Here is a 15,958-nt window from a genome sequence, read left to right as displayed (position 1 = left end):
ACCGCCCCTGTCCTGCGTCACGAAGCCCGCGCCGCCGCGCCCGACGCGGCCCTGGGCGACAAGGGCGCCGTCCTGTTTATCGGCGGCGTCGGAGCCCTGGCCTTCATGGCGGGAATCGCCGCCTTCCAGCGCGCCTGGCGCGCGCCGACGGCCAGCGACGCGACCGTCCTGATCGGCGCCGGCCTGGCCATCGCGGGCCTCGTCTTCATCGGCATGGCGGCCTGGAGCGCCCTGCGCGCCAAGGCTCCGGCGACAGGCGACGTGAAGCAGAAACAGTCGCGCTAACAGCAGTCTTTGCGAAGCTCGCGCGCGATGCTACGCCTTGCGGCATGAGCATTCCCTTCGCGCCCCAATCCATGGAATTCGGCCTCGGCGAGACCGCTGACGCCATCCGCGACACCACCGCCCGTTGGGCGGCCGAACGGCTGGCCCCCCGCGCCGCCGAAATCGATGAGAAGAACGAGTTCGCCCGCGACCTGTGGCCCGAGATGGGCGAGCTGGGCCTGCACGGCATCACCGTCGAGGAAGAGTTCGGCGGCCTCGGCCTCGGCTACCTCGAACACGTGGTGGCGATGGAGGAAGTCTCCCGCGCCTCGGCCTCGATCGGCCTGAGCTACGGCGCCCACTCCAACCTGTGCGTCAACCAGATTCGCCGCTGGGGCACGCCCGAGCAAAAGGCGAAGTATCTGCCCAAGCTGATCTCGGGCGAGCATGTCGGCTCGCTGGCCATGTCCGAGGCCGGCTCGGGCTCCGACGTCATGTCCATGCGCACCCGCGCCGAGAAGAAGGGCGACCGCTACGTCCTGAACGGCACCAAGTTCTGGATCACCAACGCCCCGCACGCGGAGACTCTGGTCGTCTACGCCCGCACCGGCGACGGCAACGGCGGCGTGACCGCCTTCCTGATCGAAAAGAGCATGAAGGGCTTCAGCGTCTCCAAGAAGCTGGACAAGATGGGCATGCGCGGCTCGGACACGGCCGAGCTGGTGTTCGAGGACTGCGAAGTCCCCGAAGAGAACATCATGGGCGGCGAAGGGCGCGGCGCGGCCGTGCTGATGAGCGGCCTGGACTATGAACGCGCCGTCCTGTCGGCCGGTCCGCTGGGCATCATGCAGGCGGCTCTGGACGTGGTCCTGCCCTACGTCCGCGACCGCAAGCAGTTCGGAAAGGCCATCGGCTCCTTCCAGCTGATGCAGGGCAAGGTGGCCGACATGTACGTCGCCCTGAACAGCGCCCGCGCCTATGTCTATTCGGTCGCCCGCGCCTGCGATCAGGGCCTGACCACCCGCTACGACGCGGCCGGCGCCATCCTGCTGGCCTCGGAAAACGCGGTGAAGGTCACGCTGGAGGCCGTCCAGGCCCTGGGCGGCGCCGGCTACACCAAGGAATGGCCGGTCGAGCGCCTGGTCCGCGACGCCAAGCTCTACGACATAGGCGCCGGCACCAACGAAATCCGCCGCTTCCTGATCGGCCGCGAGCTTCTGGGAAGCTGATGTGATCGGGCGGGGGGCTTTGCTGGGCGCTCTGGGCGCGCTTTTCTCCTCAACTGCCTGGGCTCAGGCCCCCTCGCCTATTCTCGATCAGGACGCCTTGATGGCGCAGGCCGAACGCGTCGAACGTCACGCAGACGCGCTCAGCCGCCTGTGGCCTGGATACTGGCCCAAGGGCCAGCCCTTCATCCTTTATGCGCCCGATATCGGCGCCGTCTTCGGCGGCGCCCGCCTGCCCGACACGCCCCGCTTCAGACCCGGCCGATTGGAAGGCGCCGAGTTTCATTTCGTCCTGGACTATCCCTCCGGCGTTCCGGACACAGTGCTGCTGCGACCCGACGGCGCCGACGACGACCTATCGACCCTCTTCCACGAACAATTCCACGACTTCCAGAACACAGCCTTCCTCTGGATGTCAGGCGATGGGCATCAGGAATTCGTCGATCTGAACGCGATACCCGACCTGACCGGTTTCATAGCCGCACTGGATCTGGAACGCTTGGTTCTGCAAGCCGCCCTCCTAGAGCCTGACGCACCCGCTCGGAAGCATCTGGCGCAGACCTATCTGGCGCTTAGGACAGCGCGCAGCGCCGATCTGCCCGCCGAAGTTCTGGCGGTGCAGCAGCAAAGAGAATGGTCAGAAGGCACGGCCGAGTTCATCGGTCTGCAGGCCGCCCATCTGATCGCCGACCGCCCCGATGCGACCTTGCCATCCGCCATCGCCAGAGCGCTCACAACGCCCAGCCAGAACGACATGAGTCTGGTTTCCGAGTTGCTCCGCTGGCGCGCCTATCCGGTCGGCGCCGCCCTGACCTGGCTTTTGGCGGACGTGGGCGCGGACCAGTGGCGAGCCCAGCTCGGTCAGGGCGTCCCGCTGGATGTCCTTTTGCGCCAGACGATCGGCGAAGGTTCCGTCGAGGACGCCGCAGCCGCCGCCGCGCATTTCGACCTTCCTGCCCTCACGGCCCAGGCAGCCGAAAGACTTGCCCAGGCGCCCGAAGGCGTCACAACCCGCGAAGCCTTCCTGGATCAGGCCCCGCATTGGCTGGTTCTGGAGCTGACCGCGCCCGTTGAGCGCGGCAAGGAAATCCAGCTGTCCTTCTCGGCAGCGAAGATGTCTCCGCTGGCCGACGGAGCCATCGCCCTGCCTCACGGCATGGTGGTTATGGAGGCTCCGGGGTTCGCGCTGAAGAGCGAACGCAATCCGGCCCTGATCGATGTTCCTGTCGGCGTGGTCACGGGCGGCGTGATCGCCCATGCCGTCACCCTGCCTCTAGCCGCCGCCGACCTTCATGAGTTGCGCGCCGGCGAGCCTTTTCTGCTCGAGAAAGAAGGCCTGTCGCTGCGAATCGCCGCGCCCTACGAAATCCACCAACAGGCTGGCCGAACCCGGATCAGTTTCGCCCTGTCCCAGGAACCCTAGGACGGACAGACAGTTGCTCCTGCTCGAAAGGAGATCGTCATGCCCGCCAAATCCGCCGCCCAGCAGAAGGCCGCCGGCGCCGCCCTGTCGGCCAAGCGCGGCGATACGCCCAAGTCCGAACTGAAGGGCGCGTCGAAATCCATGTTGGAATCGATGAGCGAGAAACAGCTGGAAGAGCTCGCCCACACCAGGCGCAAGGACAAACCCGAGCACGTCTCCAAAGATTAGCTGTCCATTTCGCCGCAACCGCCACGGCAGGGATGGCGCCAAGCCTGGCGGGCCCCTATCGTCGCGGACGACCCTGCCTTGAGTCTCCCATTGATGACGCTCGTTCCCGCGCCGCCGCCCGATGAGGGGCGGACCTTCTCCGACGTGCTGGAGCGCCTGGGCCAGGCCCAGGGCGAGAAGCTGTCTCTTCGCGAAATGGTCGAGGCGTTCGGCGAGCGCGGCTTCGGCGCCGTGATCCTTATGCTGGCCTTGATGGCGCTGTTTCCGTGGCCGCCGGGCGGCAAGGCGGTCTTTTCCGTGCCGATCATCCTGATCGCCGCCGAACTGGCGCTGCAGCGGGACAGGGTCTGGCTGCCGCGCTGGTTGCTGAATCTGTCTGTGAGCCGCGCTTCCTATCGGACGGCCGCCGAGAAGATTCTTCCGCGGCTTCAACGCGTCGAGCGGCTTACTCGTCCTCGCTGGCCCGCGCTGACGGGCGAGGCGGCCGATGTGGTCATCGGCCTGATCTGCATTCTGCTGGCGCTCATGATGGCCCTGCCGGTGCCGTTCGGAGACGCCCTGCCCGGCCTGACCCTGGCCCTGTTCGGCCTGGGGATCATCCAGCGCGACGGCGCCTTCATCCTGGCCGGTTTTTTCGGCACGGGCGTGTGCGGAATCTATCTGGCCCTGGTGTGGACGACGGTGGTCGCCGTCGTCGCCGGCATCGCCGAATGGGCGACCAACCTCTTCTAGGTTCAGCCCGCGTCAGTCTGGCCGCTGAGGCCCTGCATGATCATGCGGTTGATGTCGATCAGGGTCGAGAAGTCGTCCTCGCCGCGCATGACCTCGGAGGTGTTGCGGTTGACGAACAGGCTCAGGGAAATGAACTGCGCCCGCATCGCCTGCGGCATGGCGTTGGCCGAATCCGAGCAGGCGGTCGCCAGCGTCGACCACAGGCGGCGGTTCCAGTCCAGAGCGTCCATCCGCCCGGCGACGTCCGACTTGTCCAGGGTCGCGGCGTGCATCAATGCGCGCGTCACCTGGCCGAACAGTCGGTATTCCATTTCACGCGGCGATTCAGCCCGCGTCGCCGCCGTCTTGTACGCCTGAAGCGACATTGCCGAGCCTTTGGTCTTCGTAATCGACGATTTTGCGAGCGCCCATCAGGGCCTTGTAATACTGGCGCGCCAGCACGTGCTTGGAGCAGGCGACGCATTCCGTCAGGATGTCCGGATTGCGGACCGCCCCCATGAATTCCGTCAGGCGCAGAGCGAATTCATCATAGAATTTCGGCGCCTCCGCCTCATCCAGATACATCATCATGACGGGGAAATAGATGCGGCGCGCGGGCGTGGTCACGTCCTCGGGCTGCATGATGTCCTTTTCGCGCAGGACGCTGGCCTTGTTCTGCAGAACCAGCACGCCGCGACGGTCGCCGTTCTGCACGACGGCCCCGTTCAGCACGAATTTCTCGCCGGGCTTCAGCGACAGTTTCAGAGGCAAGGGAAGGTCTCCGTGGCGCCGCCCTCACCGTGACGGCCGGCCGCTGAAGAACTGTAAAGCGACGTGGTTAACCATCCCTTCACTTCGATCGCTTCCCAGCGTCACGATCGCGCAGACGGGAACGTCCCGCCGAGCCGAGCCGTTGACCTTTCGGAAGGGAGACGACGATGGCAGAACCCGAATTCGAGACCGACGGCCAGGATCAGGCCGAAGTCTATGACGAGACCCATCTGGACGATGAGGGCGACGGCGATCTGTCGTTCGACGAGGCCGATGACGTGCTTGACGTCACCCAGATGGACGGGGACGCCGACGCCGAACCCTTTGACGAGGACGACGCCGATCTGGACGCCGACCTGGCGCTGGATGGCATAGAGGCCGAGGCCGACGCCCTGCTGGGCGCCAACGGCGTGCGGTTGAGCGAGGCGGACAGCGACGGCGTCACGGCCTCGGGCGCGAACGAGATCGAGCTCGTCTACGCCGGCTTGATGCGCAACCAGCGCGGCGCCCAGGCCAGCGCCGCCCATTGGGAAGCCAAGCGTCTGTCCGACGACGATCTAGAAGACCTGGGCTACGGCCCTGAGCAATGAGGGATTCAATGACCGAACACCATCCGACCAAGGCCCAGGAAGACGCTGATCCGAACACCCCCCCGGCCAAGCGCGCGCCGCACGAGCACGGCAAGCCAGACCAGTTGAAGGACAAGGAAAAGGAAGCCGAGAACCGCCAGGAAGCCCTGATCGACGAAGGCGTCGAAGAGACCTTTCCCGCCAGCGACCCGGTATCGGCCAAGCGCATCACCTGACGCCTGCCGCCTGTTCACGCGCATCTCTTTAAGCTACCTGCTCCATTCCCCCGGAATGGAGCAGGTTTCGCATGAGCCGGTTCGAAGGCACGTCCAACTATATCGCCACCGACGACCTGAAGGTCGCCGTCAACGCCGCCGTGGCTCTTGAGCGACCGTTGCTGATCAAGGGCGAGCCCGGCACGGGCAAGACGGTCCTGGCCTATGAACTGGCCCGCGCGCTGAATGCGCCGCTCATCACCTGGCACGTCAAATCCACGACCAAGGCTCACAACGGCCTGTATGAGTACGACGCCGTATCGCGCCTGCGCGACAGCCAGCTGGGCGACGAGCGGGTGCACGACGTGCGCAACTATCTGAAGAAGGGCAAGCTGTGGGAGGCCTTCACGGCCCCGACCCGCCCCGTCCTGCTGATCGACGAGATCGACAAGGCCGACATCGAGTTCCCCAACGACCTGTTGCAGGAGCTCGACCGCATGGAGTTCTACGTTCAGGAGACGGACGAGACGATCCGCGCCGAGATCCGCCCCGTCGTCGTCATCACCTCGAACAATGAGAAGGAGCTGCCGGACGCCTTCCTGCGCCGCTGCTTCTTCCACTATATCCGCTTCCCCGACGCCGAGACGATGCAGGACATCGTCGAGGTCCACTTCCCCGGCATCAAGCCGCGTCTGGTGTCGGAAGCGCTGAAGACCTTCTATGAAATCCGCGACACGCCGGGGCTGAAGAAGAAGCCTTCGACCTCCGAGCTTCTGGACTGGCTGAAGCTGCTGCTGGTCGACGACGTGGCGCCGGAAACCCTGCGCGAAAAGACGCCGGGCAAACTGATCCCGCCGCTGCACGGCGCCCTGCTGAAGAACGAACAGGACGTGCATCTGTTCGAACGCCTGGCCTTCATGGCGCGCCGCGACGGCGTCCGTCCCGGCGGTTGAGAGGGACGGCTGATTTTCGCCGCCTTCCCGTCGCCTTTCGATTACCGCGATTTCACTGGTCCTGCGGCGCTGATGGCGCACAATCGGGGCCTGGAGTGGAGCCGACCATGCAACACATCACCTGGCCCGTTATCGCCCTGGCGCTGATGACCGCCGCCTGCGACAACGGCGGCGCGGTGCGCATCACCACCTCCACGACCTCGGATTCCTCGGGCGTGCTCAAGGTGGTCGACGCCCTGCAATGCCCCCAGACCCAGGGCGTGCTGACGCGCAAGGGCTCGGCCCGCGCCGACGGCTCCTGCGTCTACGGCGGGCCTCGCGGCTCTGAAGTCATCCTGCAACTGGTCCAGTTGGATGGCCGTTCGGCGCAGAACGCCCTGAAGCCCTTCGAAACCCGCCTGACCGCCGACCTGCCCGAGGCCATGGCCCAGGTCGAAGCTGAGAACGCCCGCGCCGAAGCCGACGCCGCCAAGGCTGAGGCCGACGTGGCCAGGGTCGAGGCGGACGCAGCCCGCGCCGAGGCCGACGCCTCTCGTGCTGCGGCCGAAGCCGCTTCCGGCGACTCCGCCCACGTCAGCGCGCCCGGCGTGCGCGTCGACGCTCAAGGCGACAAGGCCACGGTCCGCCTGCCCGGCATGCGGATCGACGCCGACGGCGACCGCGCCAACATCCGCATCGGCGGCCTGACCATCCGCGCCGACGACAAGTCTAGCCGCGTCGACGTCTCGTCCGGCGACGACGCCGTAAAAATCGAGGCGACCGACGGCGCCGCCCGCATTCGCACCAGCGCCGCCGGCGAGTCCGTCCGTTCGACCTTCCTGATGACGGCGGACGAGCCCTCGGCCAGCGGCTGGCGCACCGTCGGTTATGAGGCGCGCGGCCCCGTCGGCGGCCCCATCGTCGTCGCCACCGTGCGCAGCAAGGACCGCGATCCCGACCGCCTGTTCGACGCCGCCAAGGCCCTGGTGACGCTCAACGTCGGCGATTAACCCCCATCTATCGCAACGGCCGCCCTTGATCGCGCGTTCGGTCTGAGTCACCAGCCTGAGCATGCGCAGCATCAAGACCTTGGCCGAAGAAATCGAAGACGCCGGCCCCGCGCCCAGAGTCCGCAAACCCAAGCCGCCTCGCGCCTGGCAACGCATGTTGTCCGGCCGCCGCCTGGACCTGCTGGACCCCTCGCCGTTCGACATCGAGATCGAGGACATCGCCCACGGCCTGGCCCGCGTCGCCCGCTGGAACGGCCAGACGATCGGCGAACACGCCTTCTCGGTCGCCCAGCACTCGCTGGTGGTCGAGGAGATCGCCGCCCACATCCGGCCGGGGCTGGAGCCGAAATGGCGCCTGGCCGCCCTGCTGCACGACGCCTCGGAATACGTCATCGGCGACATGATCTCGCCGTTCAAATCGGCTCTGGGCGCCGGCTACAAGGATTTCGAGGCCCGGCTCGAAGCCGCCATCCACGTCCGGTTCCAGTTGCCGCCCAAGACGCCGCAGACGATCAAGACCCTGATCAAGAAGGCCGACAAGGCCTGCGCCTTCTATGAGGCGACCCAGTTGGCCGGTTTCACCCGCCGCGAGTCGCTGCAGATCTTCGGCGCCCCTCCGCCCGGCTATGATCTGGTGATCGAGCCGCAGCCTGCGGCCATCGCCCAGCAGCGCTATCTGGACCGCTATCGCGTTCTGGCCGAAGCTGTCGGCATCCTGCCCGGCGCCGACGCCTGGCATACCGAATAGCCGGACACTGCACAGAGCGGCGGACGCAAGGGAGACATATGGCGCAGGCGCGGACGGAGGCTTCATCCTCCCACACCGGCATCAGGATCGGCCTGTCGGCGGTGATCATCGCCCTGCGGGGCCGTGAAGCCGTGGTTCTGACCACCCACGCCCCCGACGGCGCCCCCGCCCTGCCCTTCGGCCCCTTCGACCCCGCGCGCGACCGCACGTTCGAACTGGCCCTGCGCGCCTTCGTGGCCGACCAGACCGGCTTCCCGCTCGGCTTTGTCGAGCAGCTCTACACCTTCGGCGATCTGGGCCGCGACGCCCCGCGCGCCACGCCCGGCCCGGATCAGGCGCGCGACATCTCGGTCGGCTATCTGGCCCTCACCGCCGATGCGCCCGATGACCCCAGTTTCGGCGCTTCTGGCCGCGACGCCGCCTGGACGCCCCTCTTCCACGTCTTTCCCTGGGAGGATCGCCGCCGAGGCCCGCCCGCCGTCATGGAGCGCCTCGCTCCCGGCCTGACCGCCTGGGCGGGCGACGACGCCGCCCGCAAAGGTCGCGTGGACGCGCTCTTCGCCCTCTCGCCCGGCGCCCGCTGGAACGAGGAGCGCGTGCTGGACCGCTATGAGCTGCTCTATGAAGCCGGCCTGGTCGAGGAGGCCGCGCGCGACAACGGCCGTCCCGTGCCCGCTTCGCCAGACGACCTGCCCATGGCGTCGGACCACCGCCGAATCCTGGCCACAGGCGTCGCGCGCCTGCGCAGCAAACTCAAATATCGGCCCGTCCTGTTCGACCTGACGCCCCCGACCTTCACCCTGTCGGAGTTGCAGGCGGCGGTAGAGGCGGTGGCGGGCCTGTCCCTGCACAAGCAGAACTTCCGCCGAGGAGTCGAACGCACCGGCCTGGTCCAGCCCACCGGCGTTTTCACTAGCGACACCGGCGGCCGCCCCGCCGAACTGTTCCGCCACGTCCGCCCCGAACCGGGCGACGGCGGCGCCTTCGGCCTGTCGCTGCCCGGACAGCGTTGAACAGCCGTTCAAATTTCTTCACCGTCATGGCTTGCGGCCATCGCAGCCTTTGATTAGAGAAGCCGCTCGCTCAGCCCCATTAGGGACTTTCGGCCTGCGGAGAGGTGGCAGAGTGGTTGAATGTACCGCACTCGAAATGCGGCGTACGTGGAAGCGTACCGGGGGTTCGAATCCCCCCCTCTCCGCCACACACCCAGCATAGCTCGTCTCTCGAGGCTGGGACGACGAGCAAGCCCCCGATAATCTGGCGCATTCCACCCTGCAACCGCCGTGATCCACCCGGGTTTCGCGCCCTCTCCGGCCGTTCTAGCGGGCCATGGCCGGCCCAGTCTCTGGCGGGTCTGGAGTTGGTGGAGTTTGGCCACTTCCCTGTTTCATCTTTTTCGATGAGCCGAGATTGCGCGGCTATGTCCGCCAGTTCCCCCGCCGCTTCAGAGGGTTCCAGGTATGATTCGTTCGATTTCCCGCCCCTGAGAACAGGGAAGTCATCGGCCAGGAACAGGGAATTAAATCCGGCATAACAGGGCGCATAAATGCGCGGAACAGGACCTCTAAAGCCGCAATCGCAGCATGCAGGACAATAAAATTTCCCGCAGCCGGATAATAATCCAGCAATAATTGACAATAATGTTCCCGTGGCCGCGCATTAAGCGATCAGCCTAGGCGGCAGCTCCGAACATCCGCCGCTGGCAGCCCCAATCGGGCGATATGGGCTCGTCCAACAGGCGGCTGAGGGTGAGGCCGGGCGCTTGGCGTCCCTCCAGGATGGCGCGCTGCAAATCGGGGGCCAGGAAGGCCAGCCGGACCAGCTTGCGGTCATAGGCGCCGACGGGCGCGGCCACGTCGATGTGGCGAAGGGCGCCGTCGCTCGCATTCCAGCCCAGCGCCGAGGCCAGTTTGTGGGCTCGCCTCAGGCCTTTGATGAGAATCGGGTCGCGCCGATGGCGATGAACCAGCTGCCGACCATCGGGCCCGACTTGCTCAACCCGTCCACCCCGCGCCTGACACCGGACCGGGATCGTGAGCGCGAGAACGGTTCCATCGCCAGCGACGGGCTCCAGCCCCCTGCGAGCGGCAGGGACAAGGCGATCGGCCTCGAGGGTGATCCTGACCTCTTCGGCCAACAGATCGATGCGCCGCACCGGCGCCAGCAACGCCGCGAGCGGGAGATCATCAGCATGGACATGACGCGGGGCGAGCGCCGCCTCGACCACCTCATGCAGAGCCTCAGCCCTGACGCGGCGCAGGGCGCCGTCGCGACGATCAATCTTCCGCCCCTGCTGCAGCGGCGCCGAGACGTAGTAGCGATAGACCTTGCCGCCACGTCCGTAGCCGAAGGACGGGCTCATGCGATGGCCATCCGCGTCGTGAACAAGCGCTTTCAGCGGCAGGTCCGCAGATCGCAGCGGCCGGTCGCGGTGGGTCACGGCATTGGCCCTCAGCCGTTGCTGGGCCGCCTCGAAAAGGTCCGGGTCGACGATGGCTGGGTGCCGCCCCGGCATGGAGAGCTCGCCGTGGATGATTTCGCCGAGGTAGATGCGGTTCTTCAGCAGGTGGAACAGAGCCCCGCGGCTGTAGGGGACGCCACCCGAGTGGTTTCCCTTGCGGCTGACCCGCACCCGGGTCAGCCAGCCCTCGGCCTCTAGCTGTTGCGCCAAAGCCGCCACCGAGCCCAACTCCAGATAGAGGCGATAGAGGGTGCGCACCTGCTCGGCCTCAGCCTCATTGACCACCAGGGCGCGGGTCATGGCGTCGGTCGGCAGATCGTAGCCCAGGGGCGGGACGCCGCCCATCCACATGCCCTTCTTCTTGGAGGCGGCAATCTTATCGCGGATGCGCTCGCCGGTGACCTCGCGTTCGAACTGGGCGAAAGACAGGAGGACGTTGAGGGTCAGCCGCCCCATGGAGGTGGTGGTGTTGAACGCCTGGGTCACGGAGACGAAGGAGGCGCCGCGGCGGTCGAGGCGCTCGACGATCCGGGCGAAGTCGGACAGGGCCCGGGTGAGACGGTCGATCTTGTAAACGACGATGGTGTCGATAAGGCCGGCGTCCACCTGAGCCAGCAGGCGCTGCAGGGCCGGCCGGTCCATATTGCCGCCTGAGAAACCGCCGTCATCGTAGGCCGTCGGGACCAACACCCAGCCCTCCGCCGCCTGACTTTTGATGTAGGCCTCGCAGGCCTCCCGCTGGGCGTCCAAGCTGTTGAAGGCCTGATCCAACCCCTCCTCGGTGCTCTTGCGCGTATAGATGGCGCAGCGGATGCGGGGCCGGCTCATCGCGCGCCCTCCTCCCGCAAGCCGAAAAAGCGCGGTCCGTTCCAGCGTGATCCCGTAATGGCGCGGGCGACCTCCGACAGGCTGCCATAGACCCCTTCCTCCCAGCGCAGACGGCCGTCGCCCTCCACCGTCACGTCATGGCGCACGCCTTTCCACTCGCGAGACAACCGCGCGCCCGGCGGCAAGGCGGCCAGTCCGGGCGATCCGCCCGGCCGTCGCATGGCGCGGCGGACGCTTGTCTCCATACCCCCTTCGCGCTCGGCCTGGAGCCGCCAGGCCAGCATCAGGGCCAGAAGCTCGCGCGAGCGGATCGACGGCGGTGCCCCATACCGAGATCGCCACCGACGCCGAAGGTCGTCCAGTCCAAGCTCCGCCAAGCGGTCGAGGGACATGTGAAAGTCGGTCATGAGGGCCTCACAGGTCAGCATCCGTTCCCGCCCCCGGCCGCAGCCGGACGTGCAGGCCTGGGACACCAACGCTCCGCCCGGGCGGACAGTCCAGTCGAAAACGTGGACAAGAAAAAGGGCGCGGAGACCGTCCGCGCCCTTTCAGGAGTGGTGCTTCTTTCGACCTTCAGTTCTTCCTGGATCGCTCCGCCAGGTCTTTCAGGAGCCGTCCCATCCGCGCCTTGGAACGGCGTCGGCGGTTAACCTCGACCAGGTCCACGTCGTCGATCAGCTTGAGGCCCGGGCAGCGGGCCACGTTCTCCTCATTGCCTTGCTCCAGGTACCGAAGGAAAGTTTTGGCGGCGCTCGCCTTGCCCTTGAGGCCGGCATTGGCCAGGGCCATCGCCATCGCTTTCATCATCGGCACTTCCTCCCCGTTAGCGCCCTTCACCGTCATGTTGCTCACCGCCCGAAAGTCACGACCGATCTGCCCGGGCGTGTCCGCCCGGGGCAGGGTCACGGGCCGTCCCCGAGGGTTGCCGGACTGGCCCGGCTTGAACCGCGAATGTTTGGGCGGCTTGCGATAGCCGACCTCGTAGTCATCCTCGTCATGAGCGCTCATGCCGCATCCTCCAGAAGGGTTGCGGCGCGCTCGGCCGCGACCTGTTGGAAGGATTGGCCAGCGAGCGTGGCCTCCAGGCCGGCGCGTTCGCGCAGGCGCCGGATAATGACGTCACAATAGATCGGATCGATCTCGACGCCGTACCCCCTGCGGCCGGTCCGGTGAGCGGCCAGGAGCGTGGTCCCCGAGCCCGCGAAGGGGTCGAGGACGATGTCGCCGCGGCGGGAGCAATCGAGAATGGCGTCCATCACCAGGCCGACCGGCTTGACCGTGGGATGATCGGCCAGGTCCTGGTCCCGGCCTGGGCCGAAACTGTTAGCGCCCGGATAGGTCCAGACATTCGTGCGGTAGCGGCCGTTCTTGCCCAGCTCGACATTATTGACGTGCGGCGCCCTGCCCGATTTGTAGACGAATACGAGCTCGTGGGCGGAGCGGTAAAGCGAACCCATGCCTCCATTCGTCTTGGCCCAGACGCAGAGATTCTTCAGCTCCGTGTAGGCGTCGTTGCCGGCTTGGAGCATCTCGCCCATGTGCCTCCAGTCGATAAAATGGAAATGAATCGAGCCGTCCATCGTGACCTTGGTAAGGTGAGAAAAGACCTCGAAGAGGAAGCGGACGAACTCCTCCGACGTCATCTCGCCAGAGGCCATGGCGAACTCTCGGTGCTGAGCCTTGCCCAGGCCTGAAACATGGCCGGCGATGGGGAGGTTGTAGGGCACGTCCGCAAACACCATGCCCGCCATTTCATCGCCCATCAGGCGAGCATACGTCTCCGCGGCCAGGGCGTCGCCGCAGATCAGGCGATGAGGCCCGATGTCCCAGACGTCGCCGAGCCGAGTGCACGGCCTCTCGCAGGGCGGGCCGACTGCCGCGTCATCGGGCGTGGGCTTGGGCTCTTTGTCGCCGCCGCCAAACAGAAGGCCTTCGATTTCAGGCAGCTCGAAACCTGTGACGGTGACATCGAAGTCGAACTCCAGCGTGGTCAGGAACTCGAACTCCGCCTTGAGCAAGGCCGGGTCCCAGCCGGCGTTTTCAGCCAGCTTGTTGTCGGCGATCACATAAGCCCGTTTATCGGCTTGGCTCATATCTGCGAGTAGGATGGTCGGGACTTCGACCATGTCGAGCATGCGAGCGGCCTCGACGCGGGCGTGGCCCGCCAGGATAGCGCCCTCCTCGTCCACCACGACCGGGACGGTGAACCCGAAGCGTTGGATGGCCCGGGCCAATTGTTCCTTCTGACGACGACTATGCGTCCGCGGATTGCCGCCGCTGGGGCGCAGCAGCTCAAGATTCAGATAAGTGACCTGCACTGGTTGCATGGTCATGACTCCGCGCCTCGACGTGCGAGAGGCTGATCAAGATGGATCGATCACGGAGGGAGAGCCGCACATCGAACCCCGCCGAGACCCGGGGAGTTTCATGGCCGACCGACGGCCACGGGAGCGGATGAGTCTGCAATAAGTCGGCCCAACTTTTTCTGCAAGCGAAGCCGTAAAACGGCGCGCCGTAACCCTGACAATGGCAGAGCCGATCAAGTTTCACTTGGCCGCGCCGCCGAGGTGACAGCCGGAACGCGCCAGGAGCGGTCATTCATACCGGCGCGGAAGCAGACAATCCGATCAAGTCGCTAACGTCCCCCAGAATGTCGCTAGATATAGTGTTTGAACGGCAGGGGCGGCAGATTGGCGATAGGCGCGGCAGTCAGGATTTCGCCTACGTCGTCCGCAAACCTCAGGGTAACAGGCGTGCCGTCCATAGATGCAGGCGTTAAAGTTCAGCTTGGTGAGACCGAGGACGTCCTGCATGACCTGCGTCAGGTCGGCGTCTCCCCGGGTGAGTTCTATCGACAGGGGATTTGGCGCCTCCCGGCCCGGATAGGTCTGGAGATCAGGCACGAACCCGACCGTCCAGAGGTAGCCCTTGCGCGGGCTGATGGTAAGCGCGGTTCCTCGCAGGACTGGACTTCGCCCCTGGCGGAATAGCTTGATCTCTCGGGTGGTTTGGATGCGCACCCCGACCAGCTGGGTCTCCGCTCCGACGGCGCTGGAGAAGCCACGCCACTCCGCCTCGCTGAAATGCTGCTTGGCGTGGATAAAGAGTTCCTTGGGCGGGCGACCATGCTTAGCGACATAGGCCTCGACTACCAGGCCCGCGATCTCCTTCGCCTTCGCCTCATCCAGATGGAATTCCGAGGTAGTCAGCGAATACCAGGGTCCGACCGCGCCCTTGAAGACGACGCCGTCCCCGGACCCGAGGAACATTTGGGCGCCGCAGCAAGCGTTTCCCGACGCGCCGCTCGTATCCGTCTTTTTGAAGACGAGGCCGATGTAGCAAACATCTTCTCTCACCCCTGCCAGGGCCCACGGACGGCCCCCCGCCTTGAAGAAGGCGGTCGTGGAGAGATTCCAGGCGATGTTCGCGGGATCTTGGAGCATGCGCGGCTTGCCGCCAAGCGCACTGACACCCTCCGGATCGAGGGTGGATTCTCGCACGATCTGGAGAACGACCTTCTGATCGAGAAGACGCGCCTTCAGCTGGTTATGGAAATCGACCTCGTATCGATAGGGCTCAGCGGCCGCATTGTCCTCGGCGAACATGGACGGTGCCTGGACGAAGCTGCGAGCCGTGCGCGCCGAGAACCGTTGATTGGTCCTCGTCCGCTCTGGCAGAGGCACAGTCGATTTCGGCCGACAGAAGCGATGCACGTCGTCGGGTATGACCACGAACCAGACCGCAGGACTGCTGTCTTCCTCACGCAAGAACTTGCGGATGGCCTGGTCGAAAAGATCGACGGTCTTGTAGACGCGCTCATGGCCGTCCGGGATGCGAACGGTGCTCGCCAGGGCCGCCGCTGAGATCGAAATGGCTGCGACAGGGTTGGCCGGCCATCTGGTCTTAAAGGCGGCTTCGAAGCCGGGAAAAGCTAGGTGGTGTTGCTCGGCCTTGGCGGCGGGAATGTAGCCGGTGATCTGGGTGACCCAGTTCTTATATCGGGCGATGCCCTCGTCGGTGCCGATGACGCCGACCCGCATTTCGGCGGGTTTGCCCTCATCGATCATGGGACCGAAGAGAAAAAGGCCGTCTTTTGGATCCGGCAGCATCTGGCCGTGGCCGAACTGGAGGAGCGGTTCCGGCAGCATCTGAAGGGTCTGGATCACGTCAGTCATCAGCGGCTTCGTCCGTGCCCGCAATCTCAAAACCCTCATCCGGTTCGACAGGCGCTTCGGGCGGCGTCTCGTCCTCGTCCTCAACAACGAGGGCTTTCGATTTCACGGCCGGATCGGGACAAGAAACCGGCGAGTCGAAAAGAGCCAGCCGCGCATCAACGACCACCTCTGCGAAATCCCCCATGGGCAGCTTCAACCGCCCCTCGTCGTCGCCGATCCAGGCGACATAGGCCAGCATCAGGTCGCGCCACTGGCCGTTCCACCAGTTCCGGCAGAACCCCCGTCGGAGCTTGTGCATCTTCTCCACACTGTCGAGCGGCGTCTTGCCGTCGTGAGAGAAGATGATCGCAGCCTTCATCACGAAGTGGGGCGTGTCCGTCATGACAGGCTTGGCAAT

Annotated in this window: 19 protein-coding genes and 1 tRNA gene; 12 read left to right on the top strand and 8 right to left on the bottom strand. The window is 65.7% G+C overall.

Going from position 1 to position 15,958, the window contains the following annotated elements:
- The 5 genes from BDIM_RS17830 to BDIM_RS04160 form a co-directional block, all read left to right on the top strand.
- On the top strand, nt 1-285 hold a 285-nt coding region (locus BDIM_RS17830; RefSeq protein WP_040344986.1), incomplete at its 5' end, for a hypothetical protein.
- Nucleotides 286-329: 44 nt separating this feature from the next.
- Entirely contained in the window at nt 330-1,493 is a 1,164-nt protein-coding gene (locus tag BDIM_RS04175) for an isovaleryl-CoA dehydrogenase (RefSeq protein ID WP_040344984.1), read from the top strand.
- Nucleotides 1,494-1,593: 100 nt separating this feature from the next.
- Nucleotides 1,594-2,913, top strand: coding sequence for a hypothetical protein (locus tag BDIM_RS04170; protein ID WP_088491718.1), 1,320 nt, complete (start codon nt 1,594-1,596; stop codon nt 2,911-2,913).
- 39 nt (nt 2,914-2,952) lie between these two features.
- Complete coding sequence (locus BDIM_RS04165; protein WP_003164325.1) at nt 2,953-3,141, top strand: DUF3008 family protein; 189 nt, start codon at nt 2,953-2,955, stop codon at nt 3,139-3,141.
- Between the two features lie 93 nt (nt 3,142-3,234).
- On the top strand, nt 3,235-3,873 hold the full coding sequence (locus BDIM_RS04160; RefSeq protein WP_003164324.1) for an exopolysaccharide biosynthesis protein: 639 nt from the start codon (nt 3,235-3,237) through the stop codon (nt 3,871-3,873).
- Between the two features lie 2 nt (nt 3,874-3,875).
- Here BDIM_RS04160 and flaF read toward each other — a convergent pair whose 3' ends face one another.
- Both flaF and flbT read right to left on the bottom strand, forming a co-directional pair.
- Complete coding sequence (gene flaF / locus BDIM_RS04155; protein WP_003164322.1) at nt 3,876-4,238, bottom strand: flagellar biosynthesis regulator FlaF; 363 nt, start codon at nt 4,236-4,238, stop codon at nt 3,876-3,878.
- Complete coding sequence (gene flbT, locus BDIM_RS04150; protein ID WP_003164321.1) at nt 4,198-4,623, bottom strand: flagellar biosynthesis repressor FlbT; 426 nt, start codon at nt 4,621-4,623, stop codon at nt 4,198-4,200. The genes flaF and flbT overlap by 41 nt, the downstream gene beginning before the upstream one ends.
- Before the next feature lie 167 nt (nt 4,624-4,790).
- Here flbT and BDIM_RS04145 point away from each other — a divergent pair, with 167 nt between their 5' ends.
- The 7 genes from BDIM_RS04145 (at nt 4,791) to BDIM_RS04115 (ending at nt 9,298) form a co-directional block, all read left to right on the top strand.
- Nucleotides 4,791-5,213: a hypothetical protein gene (locus BDIM_RS04145; protein WP_003164320.1), complete on the top strand. Its 423-nt coding sequence runs from the start codon at nt 4,791-4,793 to the stop codon at nt 5,211-5,213.
- Between the two features lie 8 nt (nt 5,214-5,221).
- Nucleotides 5,222-5,428: a hypothetical protein gene (locus BDIM_RS04140; RefSeq protein ID WP_164918008.1), complete on the top strand. Its 207-nt coding sequence runs from the start codon at nt 5,222-5,224 to the stop codon at nt 5,426-5,428.
- Nucleotides 5,429-5,499: 71 nt separating this feature from the next.
- Nucleotides 5,500-6,360 (top strand): AAA family ATPase, encoded by an 861-nt coding sequence (locus BDIM_RS04135; RefSeq protein WP_040344982.1) that lies wholly within the window; start codon nt 5,500-5,502, stop codon nt 6,358-6,360.
- A gap of 107 nt (nt 6,361-6,467) precedes the next feature.
- Entirely contained in the window at nt 6,468-7,349 is an 882-nt protein-coding gene (locus BDIM_RS04130; protein WP_040344980.1) for a hypothetical protein, read from the top strand.
- 154 nt (nt 7,350-7,503) lie between these two features.
- The gene (locus tag BDIM_RS04125; RefSeq protein ID WP_003164317.1) at nt 7,504-8,097 is read left to right on the top strand and encodes a YfbR-like 5'-deoxynucleotidase; all 594 of its coding nucleotides are present in this window, start codon (nt 7,504-7,506) and stop codon (nt 8,095-8,097) included.
- 38 nt (nt 8,098-8,135) lie between these two features.
- Nucleotides 8,136-9,110 carry an NUDIX hydrolase gene (locus BDIM_RS04120; RefSeq protein ID WP_003164316.1) on the top strand — a complete coding sequence of 325 codons (975 nt, stop codon included), beginning with the start codon at nt 8,136-8,138 and terminating at the stop codon, nt 9,108-9,110.
- A gap of 98 nt (nt 9,111-9,208) precedes the next feature.
- Nucleotides 9,209-9,298 (top strand) — tRNA-Ser (locus BDIM_RS04115).
- Nucleotides 9,299-9,769: 471 nt separating this feature from the next.
- Here BDIM_RS04115 and BDIM_RS04110 read toward each other — a convergent pair.
- From BDIM_RS04110 to BDIM_RS04085, 6 genes are all read right to left on the bottom strand, one after another.
- Complete coding sequence (locus BDIM_RS04110) at nt 9,770-11,386, bottom strand: recombinase family protein (RefSeq protein WP_003164315.1); 1,617 nt, start codon at nt 11,384-11,386, stop codon at nt 9,770-9,772.
- The gene (locus BDIM_RS17065; RefSeq protein ID WP_115616142.1) at nt 11,383-11,793 is read right to left on the bottom strand and encodes a DUF2924 domain-containing protein; all 411 of its coding nucleotides are present in this window, start codon (nt 11,791-11,793) and stop codon (nt 11,383-11,385) included. The genes BDIM_RS04110 and BDIM_RS17065 overlap by 4 nt, the downstream gene beginning before the upstream one ends.
- Before the next feature lie 166 nt (nt 11,794-11,959).
- A complete protein-coding gene (locus BDIM_RS04100) occupies nt 11,960-12,394 on the bottom strand; it encodes a DUF5681 domain-containing protein (RefSeq protein ID WP_040344979.1) in 435 nt (144 codons plus the stop codon).
- Nucleotides 12,391-13,719, bottom strand: a complete 1,329-nt coding sequence (locus BDIM_RS04095; protein ID WP_211205967.1) for a site-specific DNA-methyltransferase — start codon at nt 13,717-13,719, stop codon at nt 12,391-12,393. The genes BDIM_RS04100 and BDIM_RS04095 overlap by 4 nt, the downstream gene beginning before the upstream one ends.
- Before the next feature lie 294 nt (nt 13,720-14,013).
- On the bottom strand, nt 14,014-15,561 hold the full coding sequence (locus BDIM_RS04090; protein WP_211205966.1) for an argonaute/piwi family protein: 1,548 nt from the start codon (nt 15,559-15,561) through the stop codon (nt 14,014-14,016).
- A partial coding sequence (locus BDIM_RS04085; protein ID WP_211205965.1) for a hypothetical protein occupies nt 15,554-15,958 on the bottom strand: 405 nt, incomplete at its 5' end. The genes BDIM_RS04090 and BDIM_RS04085, both read right to left, overlap by 8 nt.

This window comes from Brevundimonas diminuta ATCC 11568 (assembly GCF_000204035.1).
Classification (GTDB): Bacteria; Pseudomonadota; Alphaproteobacteria; order Caulobacterales; family Caulobacteraceae; genus Brevundimonas; species Brevundimonas diminuta.
This window is presented reverse-complemented; position numbering and strand designations above follow the sequence as displayed.

What these genes read in the sequence shown, in the direction of transcription:
- BDIM_RS04170 (WP_088491718.1), top strand. Translation starts at nt 1,594, where the DNA reads ATGGCGCAGGCCGAACGCGTCGAACGTCACGCAGACGCGCTCAGCCGC.
- BDIM_RS04100 (WP_040344979.1), bottom strand. Translation starts at nt 12,394, where the DNA reads ATGAGCGCTCATGACGAGGATGACTACGAGGTCGGCTATCGCAAGCCG.
- BDIM_RS04095 (WP_211205967.1), bottom strand. Translation starts at nt 13,719, where the DNA reads ATGACCATGCAACCAGTGCAGGTCACTTATCTGAATCTTGAGCTGCTG.
- BDIM_RS04165 (WP_003164325.1), top strand. Translation starts at nt 2,953, where the DNA reads ATGCCCGCCAAATCCGCCGCCCAGCAGAAGGCCGCCGGCGCCGCCCTG.
- BDIM_RS04140 (WP_164918008.1), top strand. Translation starts at nt 5,222, where the DNA reads ATGACCGAACACCATCCGACCAAGGCCCAGGAAGACGCTGATCCGAAC.
- BDIM_RS04175 (WP_040344984.1), top strand. Translation starts at nt 330, where the DNA reads ATGAGCATTCCCTTCGCGCCCCAATCCATGGAATTCGGCCTCGGCGAG.
- BDIM_RS17065 (WP_115616142.1), bottom strand. Translation starts at nt 11,793, where the DNA reads ATGACCGACTTTCACATGTCCCTCGACCGCTTGGCGGAGCTTGGACTG.
- BDIM_RS04110 (WP_003164315.1), bottom strand. Translation starts at nt 11,386, where the DNA reads ATGAGCCGGCCCCGCATCCGCTGCGCCATCTATACGCGCAAGAGCACC.
- BDIM_RS04145 (WP_003164320.1), top strand. Translation starts at nt 4,791, where the DNA reads ATGGCAGAACCCGAATTCGAGACCGACGGCCAGGATCAGGCCGAAGTC.
- BDIM_RS04090 (WP_211205966.1), bottom strand. Translation starts at nt 15,561, where the DNA reads ATGACTGACGTGATCCAGACCCTTCAGATGCTGCCGGAACCGCTCCTC.
- BDIM_RS04130 (WP_040344980.1), top strand. Translation starts at nt 6,468, where the DNA reads ATGCAACACATCACCTGGCCCGTTATCGCCCTGGCGCTGATGACCGCC.
- BDIM_RS04120 (WP_003164316.1), top strand. Translation starts at nt 8,136, where the DNA reads ATGGCGCAGGCGCGGACGGAGGCTTCATCCTCCCACACCGGCATCAGG.
- BDIM_RS04160 (WP_003164324.1), top strand. Translation starts at nt 3,235, where the DNA reads ATGACGCTCGTTCCCGCGCCGCCGCCCGATGAGGGGCGGACCTTCTCC.
- BDIM_RS04125 (WP_003164317.1), top strand. Translation starts at nt 7,504, where the DNA reads ATGTTGTCCGGCCGCCGCCTGGACCTGCTGGACCCCTCGCCGTTCGAC.
- BDIM_RS04135 (WP_040344982.1), top strand. Translation starts at nt 5,500, where the DNA reads ATGAGCCGGTTCGAAGGCACGTCCAACTATATCGCCACCGACGACCTG.
- flaF (WP_003164322.1), bottom strand. Translation starts at nt 4,238, where the DNA reads ATGTCGCTTCAGGCGTACAAGACGGCGGCGACGCGGGCTGAATCGCCG.